Annotated in this window: 16 protein-coding genes; 9 read left to right on the top strand and 7 right to left on the bottom strand. The window is 65.0% G+C overall.

Annotated features, from left to right (window positions below; genetic code table 11):
- Nucleotides 1–16: 16 nt before the first annotated feature.
- On the top strand, nucleotides 17–1054 hold the full coding sequence (lpxK, locus tag GR158_RS08240; RefSeq protein ID WP_160870707.1) for a tetraacyldisaccharide 4'-kinase: 1038 nt from the start codon (nucleotides 17–19) through the stop codon (nucleotides 1052–1054).
- 106 nt (nucleotides 1055–1160) lie between these two features.
- Here the strand turns inward: lpxK and GR158_RS08245 are convergent, their stop codons facing one another.
- On the bottom strand, nucleotides 1161–1397 hold the full coding sequence (locus GR158_RS08245; protein ID WP_134648945.1) for a DUF2093 domain-containing protein: 237 nt from the start codon (nucleotides 1395–1397) through the stop codon (nucleotides 1161–1163).
- A 125-nt stretch (nucleotides 1398–1522) separates the two neighbouring features.
- Nucleotides 1523–3322, bottom strand: a complete 1800-nt coding sequence (mutL, locus tag GR158_RS08250; protein ID WP_160870708.1) for a DNA mismatch repair endonuclease MutL — start codon at nucleotides 3320–3322, stop codon at nucleotides 1523–1525.
- A gap of 265 nt (nucleotides 3323–3587) precedes the next feature.
- Here mutL and GR158_RS08255 point away from each other — a divergent pair, with 265 nt between their 5' ends.
- The 3 genes from GR158_RS08255 to GR158_RS08265 all read left to right on the top strand — a co-directional run bounded on the left by GR158_RS08255 (nucleotide 3588) and on the right by GR158_RS08265 (nucleotide 7259).
- Nucleotides 3588–5330, top strand: coding sequence for a response regulator (locus GR158_RS08255; RefSeq protein ID WP_160870709.1), 1743 nt, complete (start codon nucleotides 3588–3590; stop codon nucleotides 5328–5330).
- Between the two features lie 141 nt (nucleotides 5331–5471).
- Entirely contained in the window at nucleotides 5472–6827 is a 1356-nt protein-coding gene (locus GR158_RS08260) for a bifunctional diguanylate cyclase/phosphodiesterase (RefSeq protein ID WP_134648942.1), read from the top strand.
- Nucleotides 6828–6923: 96 nt separating this feature from the next.
- Entirely contained in the window at nucleotides 6924–7259 is a 336-nt protein-coding gene (locus GR158_RS08265) for a PilZ domain-containing protein (protein WP_134648941.1), read from the top strand.
- Nucleotides 7260–7330: 71 nt separating this feature from the next.
- On the opposite strand, the gene GR158_RS08270 is transcribed toward GR158_RS08265, so the two are convergent.
- The 5 genes from GR158_RS08270 to GR158_RS08290 all read right to left on the bottom strand — a co-directional run bounded on the left by GR158_RS08270 (nucleotide 7331) and on the right by GR158_RS08290 (nucleotide 11478).
- Nucleotides 7331–8002, bottom strand: a complete 672-nt coding sequence (locus GR158_RS08270; protein WP_160870710.1) for a PRC-barrel domain-containing protein — start codon at nucleotides 8000–8002, stop codon at nucleotides 7331–7333.
- Nucleotides 8003–8209: 207 nt separating this feature from the next.
- Nucleotides 8210–9094, bottom strand: a complete 885-nt coding sequence (locus GR158_RS08275) for an SMP-30/gluconolactonase/LRE family protein (protein ID WP_160870711.1) — start codon at nucleotides 9092–9094, stop codon at nucleotides 8210–8212.
- Complete coding sequence (locus GR158_RS08280; RefSeq protein ID WP_160870712.1) at nucleotides 9091–9729, bottom strand: 2-dehydro-3-deoxy-6-phosphogalactonate aldolase; 639 nt, start codon at nucleotides 9727–9729, stop codon at nucleotides 9091–9093. Before GR158_RS08280 ends, GR158_RS08275 begins: the two co-directional genes overlap by 4 nt.
- A 52-nt stretch (nucleotides 9730–9781) precedes the next feature.
- Nucleotides 9782–10717: a 2-dehydro-3-deoxygalactonokinase gene (locus GR158_RS08285; RefSeq protein WP_160870713.1), complete on the bottom strand. Its 936-nt coding sequence runs from the start codon at nucleotides 10715–10717 to the stop codon at nucleotides 9782–9784.
- Complete coding sequence (locus tag GR158_RS08290; RefSeq protein WP_160870714.1) at nucleotides 10717–11478, bottom strand: SDR family NAD(P)-dependent oxidoreductase; 762 nt, start codon at nucleotides 11476–11478, stop codon at nucleotides 10717–10719. The genes GR158_RS08285 and GR158_RS08290 overlap by 1 nt, the downstream gene beginning before the upstream one ends.
- Nucleotides 11479–11579: 101 nt before the next feature.
- Here GR158_RS08290 and GR158_RS08295 point away from each other — a divergent pair, with 101 nt between their 5' ends.
- From GR158_RS08295 to GR158_RS08315, 5 genes are all read left to right on the top strand, one after another.
- Nucleotides 11580–12371 (top strand): IclR family transcriptional regulator, encoded by a 792-nt coding sequence (locus GR158_RS08295; protein WP_202402202.1) that lies wholly within the window; start codon nucleotides 11580–11582, stop codon nucleotides 12369–12371.
- Nucleotides 12372–12696: 325 nt separating this feature from the next.
- A complete protein-coding gene (locus GR158_RS08300; protein WP_246665587.1) occupies nucleotides 12697–13368 on the top strand; it encodes a LuxR family transcriptional regulator in 672 nt (223 codons plus the stop codon).
- 84 nt (nucleotides 13369–13452) lie between these two features.
- Complete coding sequence (locus GR158_RS08305; protein WP_160870716.1) at nucleotides 13453–14196, top strand: LuxR family transcriptional regulator; 744 nt, start codon at nucleotides 13453–13455, stop codon at nucleotides 14194–14196.
- Nucleotides 14197–14319: 123 nt separating this feature from the next.
- Nucleotides 14320–15501 (top strand): Mrp/NBP35 family ATP-binding protein, encoded by a 1182-nt coding sequence (locus GR158_RS08310; RefSeq protein WP_160870717.1) that lies wholly within the window; start codon nucleotides 14320–14322, stop codon nucleotides 15499–15501.
- Between the two features lie 199 nt (nucleotides 15502–15700).
- Nucleotides 15701–16684 carry a magnesium transporter CorA family protein gene (locus GR158_RS08315; RefSeq protein WP_371731631.1) on the top strand — a complete coding sequence of 328 codons (984 nt, stop codon included), beginning with the start codon at nucleotides 15701–15703 and terminating at the stop codon, nucleotides 16682–16684.
- The last annotated feature ends 14 nt before the right edge of the window (nucleotides 16685–16698 follow it).

Raw genomic sequence — 16698 nt, forward strand, 5'->3', positions numbered from 1 at the left:
GCCTGCGGGGGATGAAATGGTAAGTGAAGCGCCGCCGTTCTGGTGGACGAAGCCCGACTGGCGAGCCCGGGCGCTCTGGCCGATCTCGCACCTCTACGGGTGGATTGCGGGGCGACGCATGCGCAGCCGCCGCCGCGCGCAGGTGCCGGTCCCTGTCATCTGCGTCGGCAATTTCACGGTGGGCGGTGCCGGCAAGACGCCGACGGCCGTCGCCATTGCCCGCGCCGCCAGCGCGCGGGGCCTGAAACCCGGTTTCCTGTCGCGCGGCTATGGCGGTTCGCTCGATGTTACCACCGTGGTCGATCCGCATCACCACCGCGCCCGTGCCGTCGGCGACGAGCCGCTGCTGCTTGCCCGCGAGGCGCTGACGGTCATCTCCCGAAAGCGCATCAAGGGCGCGTTGAAGCTGGTGGAAGAGGGCGCCGACCTCATCATCATGGACGACGGTTTCCAGAGCGCGCGGCTTGTCTTCGACTACGCGCTTGTCGTCATCGACACCCGTCGCGGCATCGGAAACGGCCACCTCGTTCCGGGCGGACCGGTGCGCGCGCCGCTCGGTGAACAGATGCGGCAGGCAAGCGCCCTGCTTGCGATCGGCGACGGCGCGGCGGCCGACAGGCTGATCCGCCAGGCCGCGCGCGCCGGCAAGGCGATCCATCCAGCAACGCTGGTGACGGTCGGTGCCGGCGATCTCGCAGGGCAGGCCGTCATGGCCTGGTCCGGCATCGCCGACAACGAGAAGTTCTTCCGGACCGTGCGGGAAACCGGCGCGCAGCTCCAGATGACGCGGTCCTTCCCGGATCACCATTTCCTCGGCGAGGACGAGGTGGCCGAGCTGCTTCAGCAGGCCGAAGACCTGGGCTGCGGGCTCGTCACCACGGCCAAGGACAGCGTGCGGCTCGGCGGCGGGCACGGGCGGTCTGAGGAATTGCAGGAAAAGAGCCGGGTGATCGAGGTGGAAATCCGGTTCGATGACCCGAAGGGCCCGGATGCGATCATCGACGCAGCGATCGCCAATGCGCGGCAGCGCAAGCTGCAACCCCCGGCGGGGTGAAACCCTAGAGCAATTCCGGTGAACGTAGGTTCACCTCCACTGCTCTAATTCTTTGTTTTTACGCATTTCCGGGCGCAAAACCGGGCACACTTTTGCTGGAAATGCTCTACCGCTTCTGCGTCGGCAGCGCGCCCGCGCGCTTCTCGGCATCGAGCGAGGCCGCGCAGCTGATATAGGCTTCCTGCCGCGCGACGCTCCAGTAGCGCAGTTCCTCGAGCGGGATCGTTTCGCCGGTCATCGCGCAGATGACGTGCGAACCCGGCATCAGGATCTGGAAATCGCCGTCGAGGTAGCGGATCTTCGCTTCCCGACTGCCGTTGCGGCCTTCAAAACGGTTCATCATCGATTTCAGTATCCGTATCACTGCTGGCAATTCCGCTTCGGCAAACGGTCCGTATCCGGAATTACGTCAAGAAAGCTTCATGGTGCATATCGCGGCGGGGGCCAAATTTCCAGCGCTTTCGCCGTTCAGCTGCGCCCGAACAGACGCTCGATATCCGACAGCTTCAGTTCGATATAGGTCGGGCGGCCGTGATTGCACTGGCCGGAGCCGGGTGTGGCTTCCATCTGCCGCAGCAGCGCGTTCATCTCTTCGGGCCGCATGCGCCGCCCGGAGCGCACCGAGCCGTGGCAGGCCATGGTCGCTGCGAGGTATTCGAGCTTTGCCTTGAGGCCGTTCGCCGTGTCCCACTCGGCAAGCTCGTCCGCCAGCTGGCGGATGAGGCCGGTCGCGTCCATCTCGCCGAGCATGGCAGGCGTTTCGCGCACCGCGATCGCGCCCGGCCCGAAGCGCTCGATGCCGAGCCCGAGTTTGGCGAACTCGTCGGCATGGGCGACCAGCCGGTCGCAATCGTCTTCCGGCAGGTCGACGATTTCAGGGATGAGCAGCGCCTGCGCGGGCACCGCGCGGGAATGCAGCGCGTTGCGCATGGCCTCGAAGACGAGCCGTTCATGCGCCGCGTGCTGGTCGACGATGACCAGCCCGTCCTGCGTCTGCGCGACGATATAGTTCTCGTGCAGCTGCGCGCGCGCCGCCCCGAGCGGGTGATGCTGCGGCGGTGCATCGTCCGGCACCGGCTCCTGCGCCGTGAAAACCGGCTCGCTGCGCGCCGATGGCGTTGCGAATTCGGCAAAGCCGGTCTGCGCGGCGCGAAGCGGCATCGATGCCGCCGGCTCGAACGGGCGATAGGGCGAGGCGGCGGGCGTCCAGGGCGTAGCGGGGCGCTGTGCTTCCGGCCGGAAGGCGCGCATCAGGCCGCTGGCGCCCGTCGTGGCCGCCCGGTCGCCCTCGCGTCCAAGCGCCTCGCGGATCGCGCCGATGACGAGGCCGCGAACCAGCCCCGGATCGCGGAAGCGCACGTCGGATTTGGCCGGATGCACGTTGACGTCCACCAGCGCCGGATCGATCTCGATGGACAGCACCGCGACCGGGTAGCGCCCGTGCGGAATGGTTTCGGCATAGGCCGCCCGCAGCGCCGACCAGAGAAGCTTGTCCTGCACGGGCCGGCCGTTTACGAAAGCGAACTGATGGAGGCTATTGCCGCGATTGAAGGTCGGCAGGCCGGCGAAGCCCGTCAGCCGCACGCTCTCCCGCTCCGCATCGATCTCGATGGCATTGTCGCGGAAATCCCGGCCGAGCACCTGTGCGATGCGCGCAAGGCGATCGGTCCCGGTCGCGGGAAATTCGAGCGTCGTCCGGTCGGAACCCGACAGCACGAAGCGCACATGCGGGAAGGCGATGGCCATGCGCCGCACGACGTCGGAAATCGCTGACGCTTCGGCCTTCTCGCTCTTCATGAACTTCAGCCGCGCCGGCGTGGCGAAGAAGAGGTCGCGCACCTCCACCACCGTGCCGCGGTTGGCCGCCGCCGGGCGCACCGGCTCGACCTTGCCGCCTGTCACGCTGATCTCGGCGCCTTCGCTGGCTTCCGCCGTGCGGCTAAGCAGCGAAAGGCGCGCGACCGAGCCGATGGACGGCAGCGCCTCGCCTCGAAAGCCGAGGGTGCGGATATCCAGCAAGTCGGTGTCGAGCTTGGAGGTGCAGTGCCGGCGGATCGCCAGTTCCAGCTCGCCGGGCGCCATGCCGCAGCCGTTGTCGGTGACGCGCAGCAACGTCTTTCCGCCGCCCGCGGTGGCGATCTCGATGCGCGTCGCGCCCGCGTCCAGCGCGTTTTCGATCAGCTCCTTGGCGGCGCTGGCCGGGCGCTCGATCACTTCGCCGGCCGCGATCTGGTTGATGAGGGTTTCGGAAAGCTGCCTGATGGTCATGGCGCCATTTTCGCGGATTCGCGCGGCCCCCGCCAGTGGTCTTGGCCGCTTATCCCGGCTTGCGCGTGCCTGATGCGGCCAAGAGATTTAATCAGGCTTTAATAAAATGCTGCGAACGTGCTGTTTGGCTTGTATGAGCACAAGCGTGCCGGTCGCCCGGCGGACGATTTCAGCGCGGCTGGCCGCTGTCATTCCCATGTCCAAGAGCGCGTGAAGCGCCGATCAGCATGTTAGCGGGAATGCCAGACAGGCAGGGGTGGCCAATATGAATGATGTAGCGCCGTCAGACGCGCACATCCGGCTGGGAATGTTCGAGGCCGCGTGCGATATCCTCGCTGCGGCCGTGATCGTGTACGACAAGAACGACTGCCTCGTCTTCGCCAGCCGCCAGGCCCTTCGCTACTTTCCCATTCCCGTCGAAATGCTGACCCCCGGAACCCGCCTGCGCGATGTGCTGGGCGCGATCTTCGACAGCGGCATGCGCTATGGCATCACGCCGGATCAGCGACACAAGGCGATCAACCGCGAGGAATGGATCTCCAGCCGCATTTCCGCCCATTGGCGCGAGCAGCACGATGCCGTCGAGCGGGTTGGCCGCGACCGATGGATTCATTTCCGCAAGCGCCGCCTGCCGAGCGGCTACAATGTCAGCACCTTCGTCGATGTGTCCGAGCAGAAGAAGCAGGATGAGCAATGGCGCCTTGACCTCGAGCGCATCGCGCTGACCGAGGATATCCTGGAAACCCTGCCGTCTCCGGTCGTGATCAAGGATCGCAACCTGACCTACATCGCGGCGAACAAGGCTTTCTGCGCGATCTATGGGGCGAGCGCCGAAACCATCGTCGGGCGCTCTTCCTGGGCCTTTGCCGATCCGGAAACCGCCGAGCGGATCGAGCAGGGCGATCGCTCGGTCCTGAAGACCGGCGAACCGACCAGCCTGGCCGAACACATCATTCGCGCCGACGGTTCCGATCTCTACACCATCACCCACAAGTACCGCATCGGCGCACCCGAACATTACGTCATCGTCACCGTCATGCAGGACGTCACCGCCTATGCGCGCGATCAGGTTGCCGATCTTGCGTCGGCCGACGCGGTGCTGCGCGTGGCCGGCGGCTTCATCGAGGCGCAGAACTGCTTCGATCCCGTTCGCGAGGCCGAACACCGGCTGCTGCTCGATCAGCTGGACCCCGATGAACTGCGGACGATCGCCGGAAAGCGCGTGCTTGTCGTCACGGACAATCCGCATATCGAGGATATTCTGGTTGCAGCACTCAAGGCGCGTGGCGCGGAATGCTGCGCCGTTCGCAGCGTACCGGAACATCACGCCTTCCTCGCCGCCGCCGCTGCCGGCGGATTGAGCCTCGATTATATTGTCATCGACAGGAACCTGCCGGCGCGCGAGGCCATCGCCGACAATGACTACGGAATTGAAACGCGCCTGATCACGCCCGACGATATCGGCCCCGATTTCATGCGGACCCTCGTCGATAGCCACGAACTCCTGTCGGAGGACGCCTCGCCGCTCGGCGAGATCGTCGTCACGCCGGCAACCTTTGCCGACGACTGGTACATCGCAACCGACATCACGACGATGCTGCCCGGCGCGGTGGGTGACGTCGAGGTGCTGGTGGCGGAAGACAACCAGATCAACCAGTTCGTCTTCTCGCAGATCCTCGAGGGCATGGGCGTCTCGCACCGCATCGCCGAGAACGGGGAGGAGGCGGTCATGCTGTGGCGCAAGCACCAGCCGCGCCTCGTGCTGATGGATATTTCCATGCCGCTGATGAACGGCATCGATGCCGCCAAGGAAATCCGCGACGCGGAGAAGCTGACGGGCACGCGTACGCCCATCGTTGCCGTCACCGCCCAGGCGCTGAACGTGGACATGCAGAACTGCATGGATGCCGGCATGGACGATTACATCACCAAGCCGGTAAGCCCCGACATGATCGAGGCCATCTACCGGCGCTATGTGAACCGAAGGGCGGAGAAATCCGTCGCTTAGATCGGGAGAGGAAGGGTCAACCCCCCATATTTAGGGAGGTTGGTGGGCAGGACTGACGATGCCGCGCTATGCATTTGTTAACGCTCATGGCGCATCGTGAAGCAGTCTCCGGAGGTCGAGTGCAAGTACGGGTAATCATTAATGAAGTCTGCTGATCACGCGGCGCTGGATGTTTCCCAGACTGACCTCCATGCCATGGCCTATACCGACCCGCTGACCGGGCTGGGCAATCTGTACCGACTGCGTGACAAGGTTCGCCAGATCGCCAAGGAGCGCGAGGAGGACCCGGCGCCCTTCGCCATCGGCATCGCCAATCTCGACGGCTTCAAGCCCATCAACGATCTGTTCGGCCCCCGCGCCGGCGACGAGATCCTCTGCCAGGTCGCCCATCGCCTGAAAGCCTGCGTGCCGGATGGCGCCACCGTCACGCGCCATGGCGGCGACGAATTCGCCTTCGTGCTGCCGCTCGTCTTCGAACGCAAGGGCGCGGAGAAGATCGGCCAGATGCTGCGCGAGGTCCTGTCGGCGCCCTTCGATCTGGGCGACCGAAACGTGCGCCTGTCGGCCTCCTTCGGCTTTGCGATCTACCCCTTCGCCGGCGAGGACTTCACCGAGCTTCTGAAAAGTGCGGACACCGCGCTTTATCGCTCCAAGCGACGCGGCCGCGGCCAGATCACCGTCTATTCCCAGGAAATCGCCCAGGAGATGAAGCGGGCGACGCAGCTCGAACAGGCACTGCGCAACGCCATCATCGCCAACGAGGTGGATGTGCATTTCCAGCCGATCGTCAGCCTGCGCGATGATACGGTGGTCGGCTTCGAGGCCCTGGCGCGCTGGTGCGATGCCGATCTCGGCTATGTCTCGCCGGCCGTCTTCGTACCGCTCGCCGAGGAACGCGGTTTCATCGATGCGCTCTCCGACACGCTGCTGCGCAAGGCTGCCGAAGCGGCGCTTTCCTGGCCGAAGGAACTCTTCCTCTCCTTCAATCTCTCGTCCGCCCAGCTGATGGATCCGAAGACCGCCTTCAACACGCTGGCGATCCTCAACCGCGTGGGGCTGGATCCTCGCCGGCTGGAGCTGGAAATCACCGAAACCGCCGTCATGACGGATGCCGACACGGCCCAGAAGATCGTCTGCGAGCTGCGCGCGGCGGGCGTGCGCATCTCGCTGGACGATTTCGGCACGGGCCAGTCGAGCCTCGGGCGGCTGCGCGATTTCACCTTCGACAAGGTGAAGATCGACCGCGCCTTCGTCTCGCGTATTTCCAACGACAAGGCATCCGAGCACATCATCAAGGCCATCGTCACCATGTGCGAGGGGCTCGATCTGGCCGTCGTTGCCGAGGGCATCGAGGACTTCTCCGAGGCGCTGAAGCTCAAGGCGCTCGGCTGCGGCATGGGGCAGGGCTATTTCTACGGAAAGCCGGCGGACGCGGTGGCGACCATGCGCTACCTTGCCGATCGCTATGTCACCGTCGAGGGCCGCGCCGCATCCTAAGGGTGCGTTTACCAATTCTCAACGCTGTCCATTAGCGGGGCAGCAAGTGTTTCTCACTACCCTGCGTTCATGTCGGCGACGATGGGGGTGTGCTGAATGACGACGATCAAGGATATGCCCGTCCGGGCAAGCAATCGTTCCAGCGTGCGGCTTTTCGCGACGGTGAAGATCATGCACCAGTCGACGCGGGCGCGCGTCGTCGATCTCTCGCCCAGCGGCATGGCCTTCGATATCGAAAAACCCCTTCAGGTCATGCCGGGGCAGCTCGTGACGGTCGAGAGCGAGGAGCTTGGTCGCCTCAGCGGCACGGTGCGCTGGTATTCCAACGGCCGTCTCGGCATCCAGTACAAGCTGTCGACCAACGCGCTTGCGCAGATCACGTCCTATTTCCGTTTCTTCCACGAAGAGGTGCGTCCGGTCCTGCGCCGCTGACGCCCGCCATTTCCGTGCACGAAAAAGCCCGGTGGCGCTCGCCACCGGGCTTCTTTCGTTCAGCCTGAGGCTTATTCAGCCGGCTGCGTCGTGGAGGGCAGGGTGCCCGAAGTCGTCGACGACGTGGTCGAATTGTCGACCGGCTGGTTGGCCTGACGCTCGGAGACCTGCTGCGCCTTGGTCTTGAATTCCGGCGCTGCCTGCAGGCTTTCGGCGGTTTCGGTCGTGGTCAGCTTGACGTCGTCCGAATCCGGAACCTGCGTGATCGCGATCTTCTCGAACGGCACGGCAACCCACTTCTCGCCGATACCCAGGAAGCCGCCGACACCGATCACCGCAGCGTCAATGCCGCCGCTCTTTTCCATGATCAGGTCGGAGATCTTGCCGATGCTTTCATCGGCGCTGTTGTAGACCGACTGACCGATATAGGTGTTGGCGCTGATCTGCTCATCCGACTGGGCGGTCAGATACTCGTCACCGGCAGCGGCGGGAGCCTGGGCCGTGTCTTCGGTCGGGGTCGTGGCCGGCGTTTCGGCCGTGTTCTGGTCAGTCGTTGCGCCGGGGGTCGCAGCGGTGTCGCCGGGGGTCGTGCCCGTGGCGTCATCGTTGGTCATGCCGGGCTGCTGTTCCATCGTCTGGCCGGCTGCGGGCTGGTTGGTGTCCTGTGCATATGCCGCAGGAGCCAGGGCTGCGCCAAGGAAAAGTGCACCAGCGGCAACGGAGGTAAGAAGTTTCTTGCTCATGATAAACCTGCCTTTCGTCTCGTTGGTATCAAGGCGCGGCGGTCTCAAAGTGTCCTCCGCACCGGCTGATGCACACACAACGGTGACCCTGGGGTTTGGTTCCGATAAAATTTGCCTCATTTTTGATGTCCGCCATGCAAAAGGAGCGGCTCTTGCCCGGACAGGTCCCGGGCAGCCGCTCCCTCATATCGACGGTCAGGATCGCCCCTAGAGTTTGAAATGCGGCTCGAAACGGCCGTTCACCGTGATGCCCAGCTCGAAGGTCTGGCCGGCATGCGGATCCTTGTCGCGGGCGGCTTTATCCATGCCCTGCCACGCCGATGTCACCAAAAGGCGGTCGGCTTTTGCGCCGATGAAGGCGGGGCAGCTCGACTGCGAGGCCGGCACCAGGTGGCGGGCGATCTTCGTGCCGTCGGGCGTATAGACGTCCACCGCATTGGCGCCCCAGCGCGCGTTCCAGATCAGCCCGTCGGCATCGCAGACCGCACCGTCCACGCCGCCGGGCGTTGCCGACTGGTCGCTCAGCACCTGCGGCGCGCCGGTCGGCAGGCCGGTGGCCGGATCGAGCGTGACGCGCATGAGGTGGTTCACATCCGTGTCGGTGAAATAACCGACGCTGCCATCCGGCGAAAAGCAGATGGCATTGGGAATGGTGATATCGGAATAAAGCTTCGTCACCCGCTCGCCTGCGACGTGGTAGATCGCGCCGGCATGCGTTTCGGACTTGCGCCCCATCGTGCCGATCCAGAGTGCGCCGGACGGATGCACGCGTCCGTCGTTGGAGCGGTTGCCCGGCTTGTCTTCCAGCCTGGCGAAGGGGCTGAGCTTGCCATCGGCAACCGTGCGGATGAAGAGGCCCTTGTCGGATGCGATGAGCTGCCGCTCGGCATCGATGACGGCCAGCACGCTGCCGAGGAAAGGCAGGTCGTGCACGGTCTTCTTCATGGTGGCGAGTTGCAGCTCATGCAGCTTCTGCCCGATGATGTCGAACCAGAAGGCGGTGTCGGTCGCCGGATCGTAGGTCGGGCCTTCGCCCAGCGCGCTGTCGACATCGCACAGGACGCGGCCGGTAAATGCATGGGTGTCTGTCATCGTTTTCCTCCATAAACGGCATCATAGGCGTCGAGCGTGGCCTTGGCGCGCGTGCGCACCGCGGCGCCGTCCATGCCCACCTTGTAGAGACTGGAGCCGAGGCCGAAGCTGCGGATGCCGATGGCGGCATAATCGCCGAAGTTCTGATCCGACACACCACCCACGGCGGCGATTTCCAGGTCCGGCGGCAGGATGGCGCGGATCGCCTGGATGCCGGACGGGCCGAGCGCGCTGGCCGGGAAGAATTTCAGGCCCGTCGCGCCGGCCCGCGCGGCGGCAAGCGCCTCGGTGGGCGTAAAGACGCCCGGCATCGTGACCATGCCCTTGGCGGCGGCGGTGGAAATGACGTCAGGCTCGACATTCGGGCTCACCATCAGGCGCCCGCCGACATCGGCAAGGCGGTTCACGTCGTCGACGGTCAGCACGGTGCCGGCCCCGATGAGGCAGCCCTCCGGCGCCATCTTCACGGCGATCTCGATGGACTTGAACGGCTCCGGCGAGTTCAGGGGGATTTCGATGGCCGTGAAGCCGGCCTCGATCAGCGTGCCGACGACATCCTCCGTCTCGTGCGGCTTCAGGCCGCGCAGGATGGCGATCAACGGGTACTTCATCGGCGGGAAGGGGATGCGGCTCATTGTTGCGACTTTCTTCGAGCGTTCCAGCCGACGAGGTCGGCTACTTGAATGACTAGAGCGACCAGAGGGCCTTTGCGCCGGCGGCAAGGCCGTGACGCACCGCCGTATCGGCATCGATGACGGTAGGGGCGAGGCCCGCGGCGGCCAGCGCCTGTTCGTAGAGCATACCGAGCGAGCCCGACGCGACAAGCGTCACGGGCGTGTCCTTCGCCGCCAGCGAGAGGGCGCCGGCGATCTCGAGCCCGATCAGCGTGCCGGACAGACGCGCCTTGGCATCGTCAGATGAAAGCCCCGCAATCAGCGAGCCCGCCCGCACGGAAAACATCTGGCTCGTCGCCAGCGCCGGATTGGCGATCATGCGCGTGACGGCCGCCCGGAAGGCGGCATTGTCGGGAGCGATCGCGCCGGCATCGGCAACCGCGTGGCTGAGGATCGTGTTCTTCGCGATGGCGTCGAACAGTTCGCCCGTCATGAAGGTCGAGAAGCCCTCCACCTTGCCCGCCGAGAGCCGCACCCATTTGCTGTGGGTGCCCGGCATGCAGACGAGATGGTCGCCGTTGCCGAGTTCGGCGGCGGCACCGAGAAGCTGGGTTTCCTCGCCGCGCATGACGTCGGGTGCGGTCGCGTCGCGCTGGGCGAGGCCGGGCAGGATGCGGATGTCGGCCGCGACACCGGGCACCCGCACGGCGGCGGCGGGCATGGCGGAAAGGGCAGCCGGCGTGTCGAGATAGCCGGCCTCCACCCATCCCTGCTTCGCGCCGGCCATGCCGCAGATCAGCACGGGCAGGTCCTCGGGCGCGGAAATGGCGGCGAGATGGCTTTGCAGCACCGCGGCAAAGCCGGTGCGGGCTGCGGTCGTCATGCCTTCGCCGCTGCGGCGTTCGGCAAGGACGGTTTCGTCACGGCCGATGAGCCAGAGGCGAAAGCTGGACGTTCCCCAGTCCACGGCCACATAGGCGGCGTCGGTGGGGGAAGCGGTTTGGGTCATCAGAGCATGCCTCCATCGGCAATGAGCGTTTGTGCGGTGATGGCGGCGGATGCGTCCGATGCCAGGAAGAGACAGGGGCCCACCATATCCTCGGCAACGAGGGAGCGCTTCAGGCATTGCCGCGCGATGCCGGCGGCGGCATCGGCCTCGTCGACCCAGAGCCGCTTCTGCCGTTCGGTCAGCACCATGCCGGGCAAGATGGCGTTGACGCGGATATTGTCCGGCCCGAGCTTGCCGGCGAGTGACTTCGTCAGGCCGATGATGCCGGCCTTCGCCGTGGCATAGGCGGGTAGTTCTCCCATATTGAGCAGGTAGGCGATGGAGGAGAAGTTGACGATCGCCCCGCCGCCGCCCCGGCGCATGGCCGGCACGACCGCCTGCGCGGCGAAGAACTGGTGGCGCAGGTTTACCGCCTGGCTTTCGTCCCAGCCATCGGGCTCGATGGCGTCCAGTTCCTGCCGATCGTCGCGCGCGGCATTGTTGACGAGAACGCGGATGCCGCCGAGCACGGAGATCGCCTCATCGATCGCGCCGCGCAGGGCCGCGATGTCGCGCAGGTCCGCCTTGATGAAATGAGGCCGGTGGGCGGCCGTTTCGGCCAGTTGCGCGACCAGGGCGCGGCTTTCGGCTTCGGCGATGTCGAGAAAGGCCACGCGGGCGCCCTCGGCGCAAAAGGCCGCGACCAGCGCCGCCCCGATTCCCGAACCGCCGCCGGTGATCAGAACGCCCTGTCCCGCCAGGTCCGGATAGCGGCTCGCCATCGTCTCCTCCCATTTAGTTCCATTATTCGGAACGGAGTTTGATTATTCGGAATTATTTCGCTAGGCTGCCGCCCTGTCAAGAGTTGAGCGGAGCGGCGCAGATGGCGACGGAGCAGAAAGACGAGACGGTCGGCACCGGCACGCTGGGCAAGACGATGGCCGTGCTGGAGGCCGTGGCGCTTGCCGAGCGTCCAATGCGGTTCACGGATATTCTCGCGGTCAGCGGCCAGCCACGCGGCACCTTGCACCGCCAGCTGACCCATCTCGTACAGGAGGGCCTGCTGGAGCTTCGGGCCGACCACGTCTATCTGCCGGGCCTGCGCCTCCTGAAACTTGCCTCGGCGAGCTGGGCGCGCAACGAGTTCCGCGCCGTGGCTGCACCGTTCCTGGAGGCGCTGCACGCGCAGACGGGCGAGACGGTGCATCTCGGTGTGCTGCGTGGCCGCGAGATCATCTATCTCGACAAGGTGGAAAGCCGTCAGGCGGTGCGGATGAATTCGCAGATCGGCAATGCCTCGCCGGTCTATTGCACGGGGGTCGGCAAGGCCGCGCTCTCTACCCTTGATGATGCCGCGCTGGAGGTAGTTCTCTCAGGCATCGAATTCCGCCGCTTCACGCCGCAGACGCTTGTCGACCGCGCGGCGCTGCTCGGCGAGCTGGAAGCGGTGCGCCGCAGCGGCGTGGCCTTCGACCGGGAAGAGCATGAGCCGGGCATCCGGTGCGTCGCCGCGCCGGTCTGCGACGCTGCCCGCTCGCTGGTCGCCGGCATTTCCGTCACGGGACCGGCTTATCGCGTGGGGCAGGAAAAGCTGGAGGCCTGGGTACCCCTCGTGCGGCAGGCGGCCGGTGCGATCAAGAATGAGTTGGATGCGCGCCTTGGTCCACAACGCTGACGCGATCGCTGATGTACGTAACCGGACAAAACCCATCTTATCACCGCATTTTACGGTAAATTAGAAAATCGCGCTGGACGTGAGCGGAGGGGCTCATTAGCTTCATTGTCGACAAGCCCACGGGCTGCGTCGCTCATCGCGGCTTGAGGCGCGATCCATCGGAAATACTTGCATTGGGATACGGGGGTTCCTGAAGCAAGCAGTGTATCGTGTTGGCAGTCCTGCCGCACTTTCGCATGCGTGCTGAGGGAAGGTGATTATGGCGGATCGACTTCATAGGGATTCTGCGAAGTTTCATCAGCGGTGGGATTCTGGCCCGTCGGCGATGGGATCGGAATCGGATATTGCCGACACTCTGCTGGCCATCGCGCATCGCCATGGCCTCAACGGCTACATCCTGATCAACGTGCCGTCGGAAGCGCCGACGAATTTCTCCTCGCATGTTCTCATGACGTCCTGGCCGAAGGACATGCTCCAGGCCTACGACAATGCGGGTCTCATTTTCGGCAGTCCCGTCATCGAGCATCTGCGGCAGAGCACGACCCCCTTCTCTTACGATGCCGAACACACCAACCGCCGCCGTGCGGATGGCAAGTCGGAGATCGCCATGCGCCTGTTCGAGGGCCATGGCCTGCCGCGCGGCGCCTATTTTCCGGCGCACAATTCCGCCGGCCTGCGCGGCGCGCTCGCCTTCGGCGGCACGCGTGAGGCTCTGCGGCCCGACGAGATGGCGGAGCTGAATGCCATCGCCAATCTCGTGTTCACCCAGGTTCTCGAACTGCGGGCGCGCCGGCGCGAGAACGTGTCGCTGTCGCGCCGCGAGATCGAGTGCCTGTCCTGGGCCTCGGCCGGCAAGACGAGCGTGGAGATGTCGGAAATCCTCGGTCTCTCGGAATATACCGTGAACCATTACCTGAACCGCGCGACGCGCAAGCTCGACGCGGTCAACCGGGTCCAGGCCGTCGTCAAGGCGATCAGGGCCGGGCTTTTGAACTGATGGGAAGACACCTTGTGACTGTCTGGAATGCGCGTGGTCCCGCTCCAAATGCTCAAGGGGAGAAATGAACAGTGCGGGGCACCAATGACTGCTGACGAAAAAAGCAGCGAGGAATACCAGGTAAACGACGACGCTGCTGAGATTGCCGGGCTGGCGACCCAGTTCGACATCGTGCGCTACATGCGCCGGCGCTGCGAACAGTATGGTCTGAAATATTTCATCGTCTTCAATCTGCCGGGTTTCGAGGCGGAAAAGCTCTCGGCCTATTCCATCGTCAGCAACTGGCCCCAGGAAGTTCTCGCCAAATACGATGCCATGCGCATGGTCCGCCACAGCGTCGGCATCCGTAAGCTGCGGCTGACCACCGTGCCCTTCTCCTACGACATGCGCGATTGGCTCGGCGAGGCGGGCGCTGATCCGGAATTCGGCGACCTGCTCGAAATGATGACCGATCACGGCATGCTGGTCGGCCACTTTTTCCCGGTGCACGATGCGCTCGGCAACCGGGGCGCCGTCGTCTGGGGCGGCGACGATTTCGCGCTCAAGCGCGAAGACCGTCTGATGCTGCAGATGATCTCCGTACACCTGTTCAATCGGCTTGCGGAAATCGGCTCGGCCTGGAAGACCGGCCAGATCGTGCTGACCGAGCGCGAAGTCCAGTGCCTCAGCTGGACCGCTGCCGGCAAGACGAGCCTGGAGATCGCGGAGATCCTGGGATTGTCGGAGCACACCGTCAATCACTACCTCAACCAGGTCACCCGCAAGCTGGAAGCGGTCAACCGCACCCAGGCGGTCGTGAAGGCGATCCGCCGCGGTCTCATTACCTGACGCCGCCATTTTTGCCGCAGGCCTTGAGCCTCCCGTCACAGACAAAGTCGTTGGCGACGGCCCTCGCGTGCACTATCTACGGACAGGGCCGGCGATCGCACGGCGGGGTCTGAAGAGGATGTCATGACGGATGTAAGCAAGGAACAGGTGCTGGAACGGCTGCGCACGGTGCGCGGCCCGGATATGGACGGCAACATCGTCGACATGGGCCTCGTTTCCGATGTCTTCATCTCCGATGGCAAGGCGTACTTCTCCATCACCGTGCCGGCCGAGCGCGCCCGTGAGCTCGATCCCATGCGTGCCGCCGCCGAGCGGGTCGTCAAGGAAATCCCCGGCATCAAGGCGGCCATGGTGGCGCTGACGGCGGACAAGCGCGCGGCGTCGGGTCCGGCTGCCGCCCGCGCTCCGGCCCCGCAGCCGCCCGGCCGCGGCGCTGCGCATGATCATGCTGGCCACGCCCATGCCGCGCCGGGTCAGCCTCCGCAGCGCGCGAAATCCGGCATTCCGGGTGTGGGTGCCATCATCGCGGTCGCCTCCGGCAAGGGCGGCGTCGGCAAATCCACCACCTCGGTCAACCTGGCGCTCGCGCTGAAGGCCAACGGTCTGCGTGTCGGCATTCTCGATGCCGATATCTACGGCCCCTCCATGCCGCGTCTCCTGAAGATCTCCGGTCGCCCCCAGCAGATCGAGGGCCGCATCATCAAGCCGATGGAAAACTACGGCATCAAGGTCATGTCCATGGGCTTCCTCGTCGACGAGGAGGTGGCGATGATCTGGCGTGGACCGATGATCCAGTCCGCGCTCATGCAGATGTTGCGGGAGGTCGCCTGGGGCGAGCTCGACGTGCTCGTCGTCGACATGCCGCCCGGCACGGGCGATGCCCAGCTGACCATGGCGCAGCAGGTGCCGCTGGCCGGTGCCGTCATCGTCTCGACGCCGCAGGACCTTGCGCTCATCGATGCGCGCAAGGGCCTCAACATGTTCTCCAAGGTCGAGGTGCCCGTGCTCGGCATCGTCGAGAACATGAGCTATTTCATCGCGCCCGACACCGGCAACCGCTACGACATTTTCGGCCATGGCGGCGCGCGCAAGGAGGCCCAGCGCATCGGCGTGCCCTTCCTCGGCGAGGTGCCGCTGACCATGGACATCCGCGAGACCTCCGATGCCGGAACGCCGGTCGTGGTTTCCAACCCGGAGGGCGCGGCGGCGAAGACCTATCGCGCGATCGCGACCCGTGTCTGGCAGGAACTCGAAACCGTGCAGGGCAAGGGCGCCCGCGGTGCGCCCGCCATCGTCTTCGAATAGGCTGGCCGGCCGACGCCGCTCGCGGTTGCTGACACCATGATCAAGGCCTCCGATCCTGGCCGCCGGATGCGCGGTCGGGGAGGGGGCCTTGATTTTTATGTTGCGCCGCGCAATATCCCCAGCCTGCCGCGCGCCGGTATGTAACAGGCCGGTATGTAACAGGAGTGTGTGCGATGGTCCGTTTCGGAGCCATTCGCCGGTGATCACCGTCTTCCGTCCCGATGGCGCGGCGCAAGCCCTGCCCGCTGAGACCGATTCCGCCGCCGCGGAGGCCCTTGCGGGTGCTGTGTGGGTCGATCTGGTCGAGCCGACCCGTGCCGACGAGGCGCTGGCCGAGCGCATGCTCGGCATCGAAATCCCGACCCGCGACGAACTCAAGGACATCGAGCCCTCCAGCCGCCTCTATACGGATGGCAATGCCGCCTACATGACGGCGTCGCTGATGGTGAAGGCCGAAAGCGACCTCCCGTTCCTCACTGACGTCGCCTTCATCCTGACGCCGGAACGGCTGCTGACCGTCCGCTATGCGGAGCCGCGCTCCTTCGAGATATTCCGAACTGCCATGCGCCGCATTCCCGGCGGCTGTTCCTCGCCCACCGTCATGGTGACGCGCCTGCTCGAGACCATCGTGGACCGCACCGCCGAAATCCTCGAGATCGCCGTGACGCGGGCCGACAAGCTCTCGCTCGAAGTCTTCGGGGACAAGCGGCATCTTGCGCGCCGGCCGCCGCGCTACCTGGAGGATCGGGTGGTGCAGGTCTCCGCGTTGCACCGCCTCATCGCGAAGACGCGCGACAGCCTGATGTCGCTGTCACGCGTCCTGACCTTTCTGCATGGCCTGCCCGCGCTGCAGTCCGATCGCGACAGCCTGGAACTCTGCCGCACGGTGACGCGGGATGTGCAGTCGCTGTCCGAGCATGCCAATTTCGTTGCCGGCAACATAACATTCCTGCTGGACGCCTCGCTCGGCCTCATCAGTCTCGAGCAGAATGCGATCATCAAGATCTTCTCGATCGCCTCGGTGGTGCTGTTGCCGCCGACGCTCATCGCCTCCATCTACGGCATGAACTTCGAATTCATGCCGGAACTGCATGTCGCCTATGCCTATCCGCTCACCCTTGTGGCGATGGTGCTGTCGGCGATCCTTCCGTTTTTCTTTTTCCGCTGGAAAGGCTGGCTTTGACGCCTGATCGTCCC

Source organism: Shinella sp. AETb1-6 (assembly GCF_009826875.1).
GTDB lineage: Bacteria > Pseudomonadota > Alphaproteobacteria > Rhizobiales > Rhizobiaceae > Shinella > Shinella sumterensis.

What these genes read in the sequence shown, in the direction of transcription:
- lpxK (WP_160870707.1), top strand. Translation starts at nt 17, where the DNA reads ATGGTAAGTGAAGCGCCGCCGTTCTGGTGGACGAAGCCCGACTGGCGA.
- GR158_RS08245 (WP_134648945.1), bottom strand. Translation starts at nt 1,397, where the DNA reads ATGATGAACCGTTTTGAAGGCCGCAACGGCAGTCGGGAAGCGAAGATC.
- mutL (WP_160870708.1), bottom strand. Translation starts at nt 3,322, where the DNA reads ATGACCATCAGGCAGCTTTCCGAAACCCTCATCAACCAGATCGCGGCC.
- GR158_RS08255 (WP_160870709.1), top strand. Translation starts at nt 3,588, where the DNA reads ATGAATGATGTAGCGCCGTCAGACGCGCACATCCGGCTGGGAATGTTC.
- GR158_RS08260 (WP_134648942.1), top strand. Translation starts at nt 5,472, where the DNA reads ATGAAGTCTGCTGATCACGCGGCGCTGGATGTTTCCCAGACTGACCTC.
- GR158_RS08265 (WP_134648941.1), top strand. Translation starts at nt 6,924, where the DNA reads ATGACGACGATCAAGGATATGCCCGTCCGGGCAAGCAATCGTTCCAGC.
- GR158_RS08270 (WP_160870710.1), bottom strand. Translation starts at nt 8,002, where the DNA reads ATGAGCAAGAAACTTCTTACCTCCGTTGCCGCTGGTGCACTTTTCCTT.
- GR158_RS08275 (WP_160870711.1), bottom strand. Translation starts at nt 9,094, where the DNA reads ATGACAGACACCCATGCATTTACCGGCCGCGTCCTGTGCGATGTCGAC.
- GR158_RS08280 (WP_160870712.1), bottom strand. Translation starts at nt 9,729, where the DNA reads ATGAGCCGCATCCCCTTCCCGCCGATGAAGTACCCGTTGATCGCCATC.
- GR158_RS08285 (WP_160870713.1), bottom strand. Translation starts at nt 10,717, where the DNA reads ATGACCCAAACCGCTTCCCCCACCGACGCCGCCTATGTGGCCGTGGAC.
- GR158_RS08290 (WP_160870714.1), bottom strand. Translation starts at nt 11,478, where the DNA reads ATGGCGAGCCGCTATCCGGACCTGGCGGGACAGGGCGTTCTGATCACC.
- GR158_RS08295 (WP_202402202.1), top strand. Translation starts at nt 11,580, where the DNA reads ATGGCGACGGAGCAGAAAGACGAGACGGTCGGCACCGGCACGCTGGGC.
- GR158_RS08300 (WP_246665587.1), top strand. Translation starts at nt 12,697, where the DNA reads ATGGGATCGGAATCGGATATTGCCGACACTCTGCTGGCCATCGCGCAT.
- GR158_RS08305 (WP_160870716.1), top strand. Translation starts at nt 13,453, where the DNA reads ATGACTGCTGACGAAAAAAGCAGCGAGGAATACCAGGTAAACGACGAC.
- GR158_RS08310 (WP_160870717.1), top strand. Translation starts at nt 14,320, where the DNA reads ATGACGGATGTAAGCAAGGAACAGGTGCTGGAACGGCTGCGCACGGTG.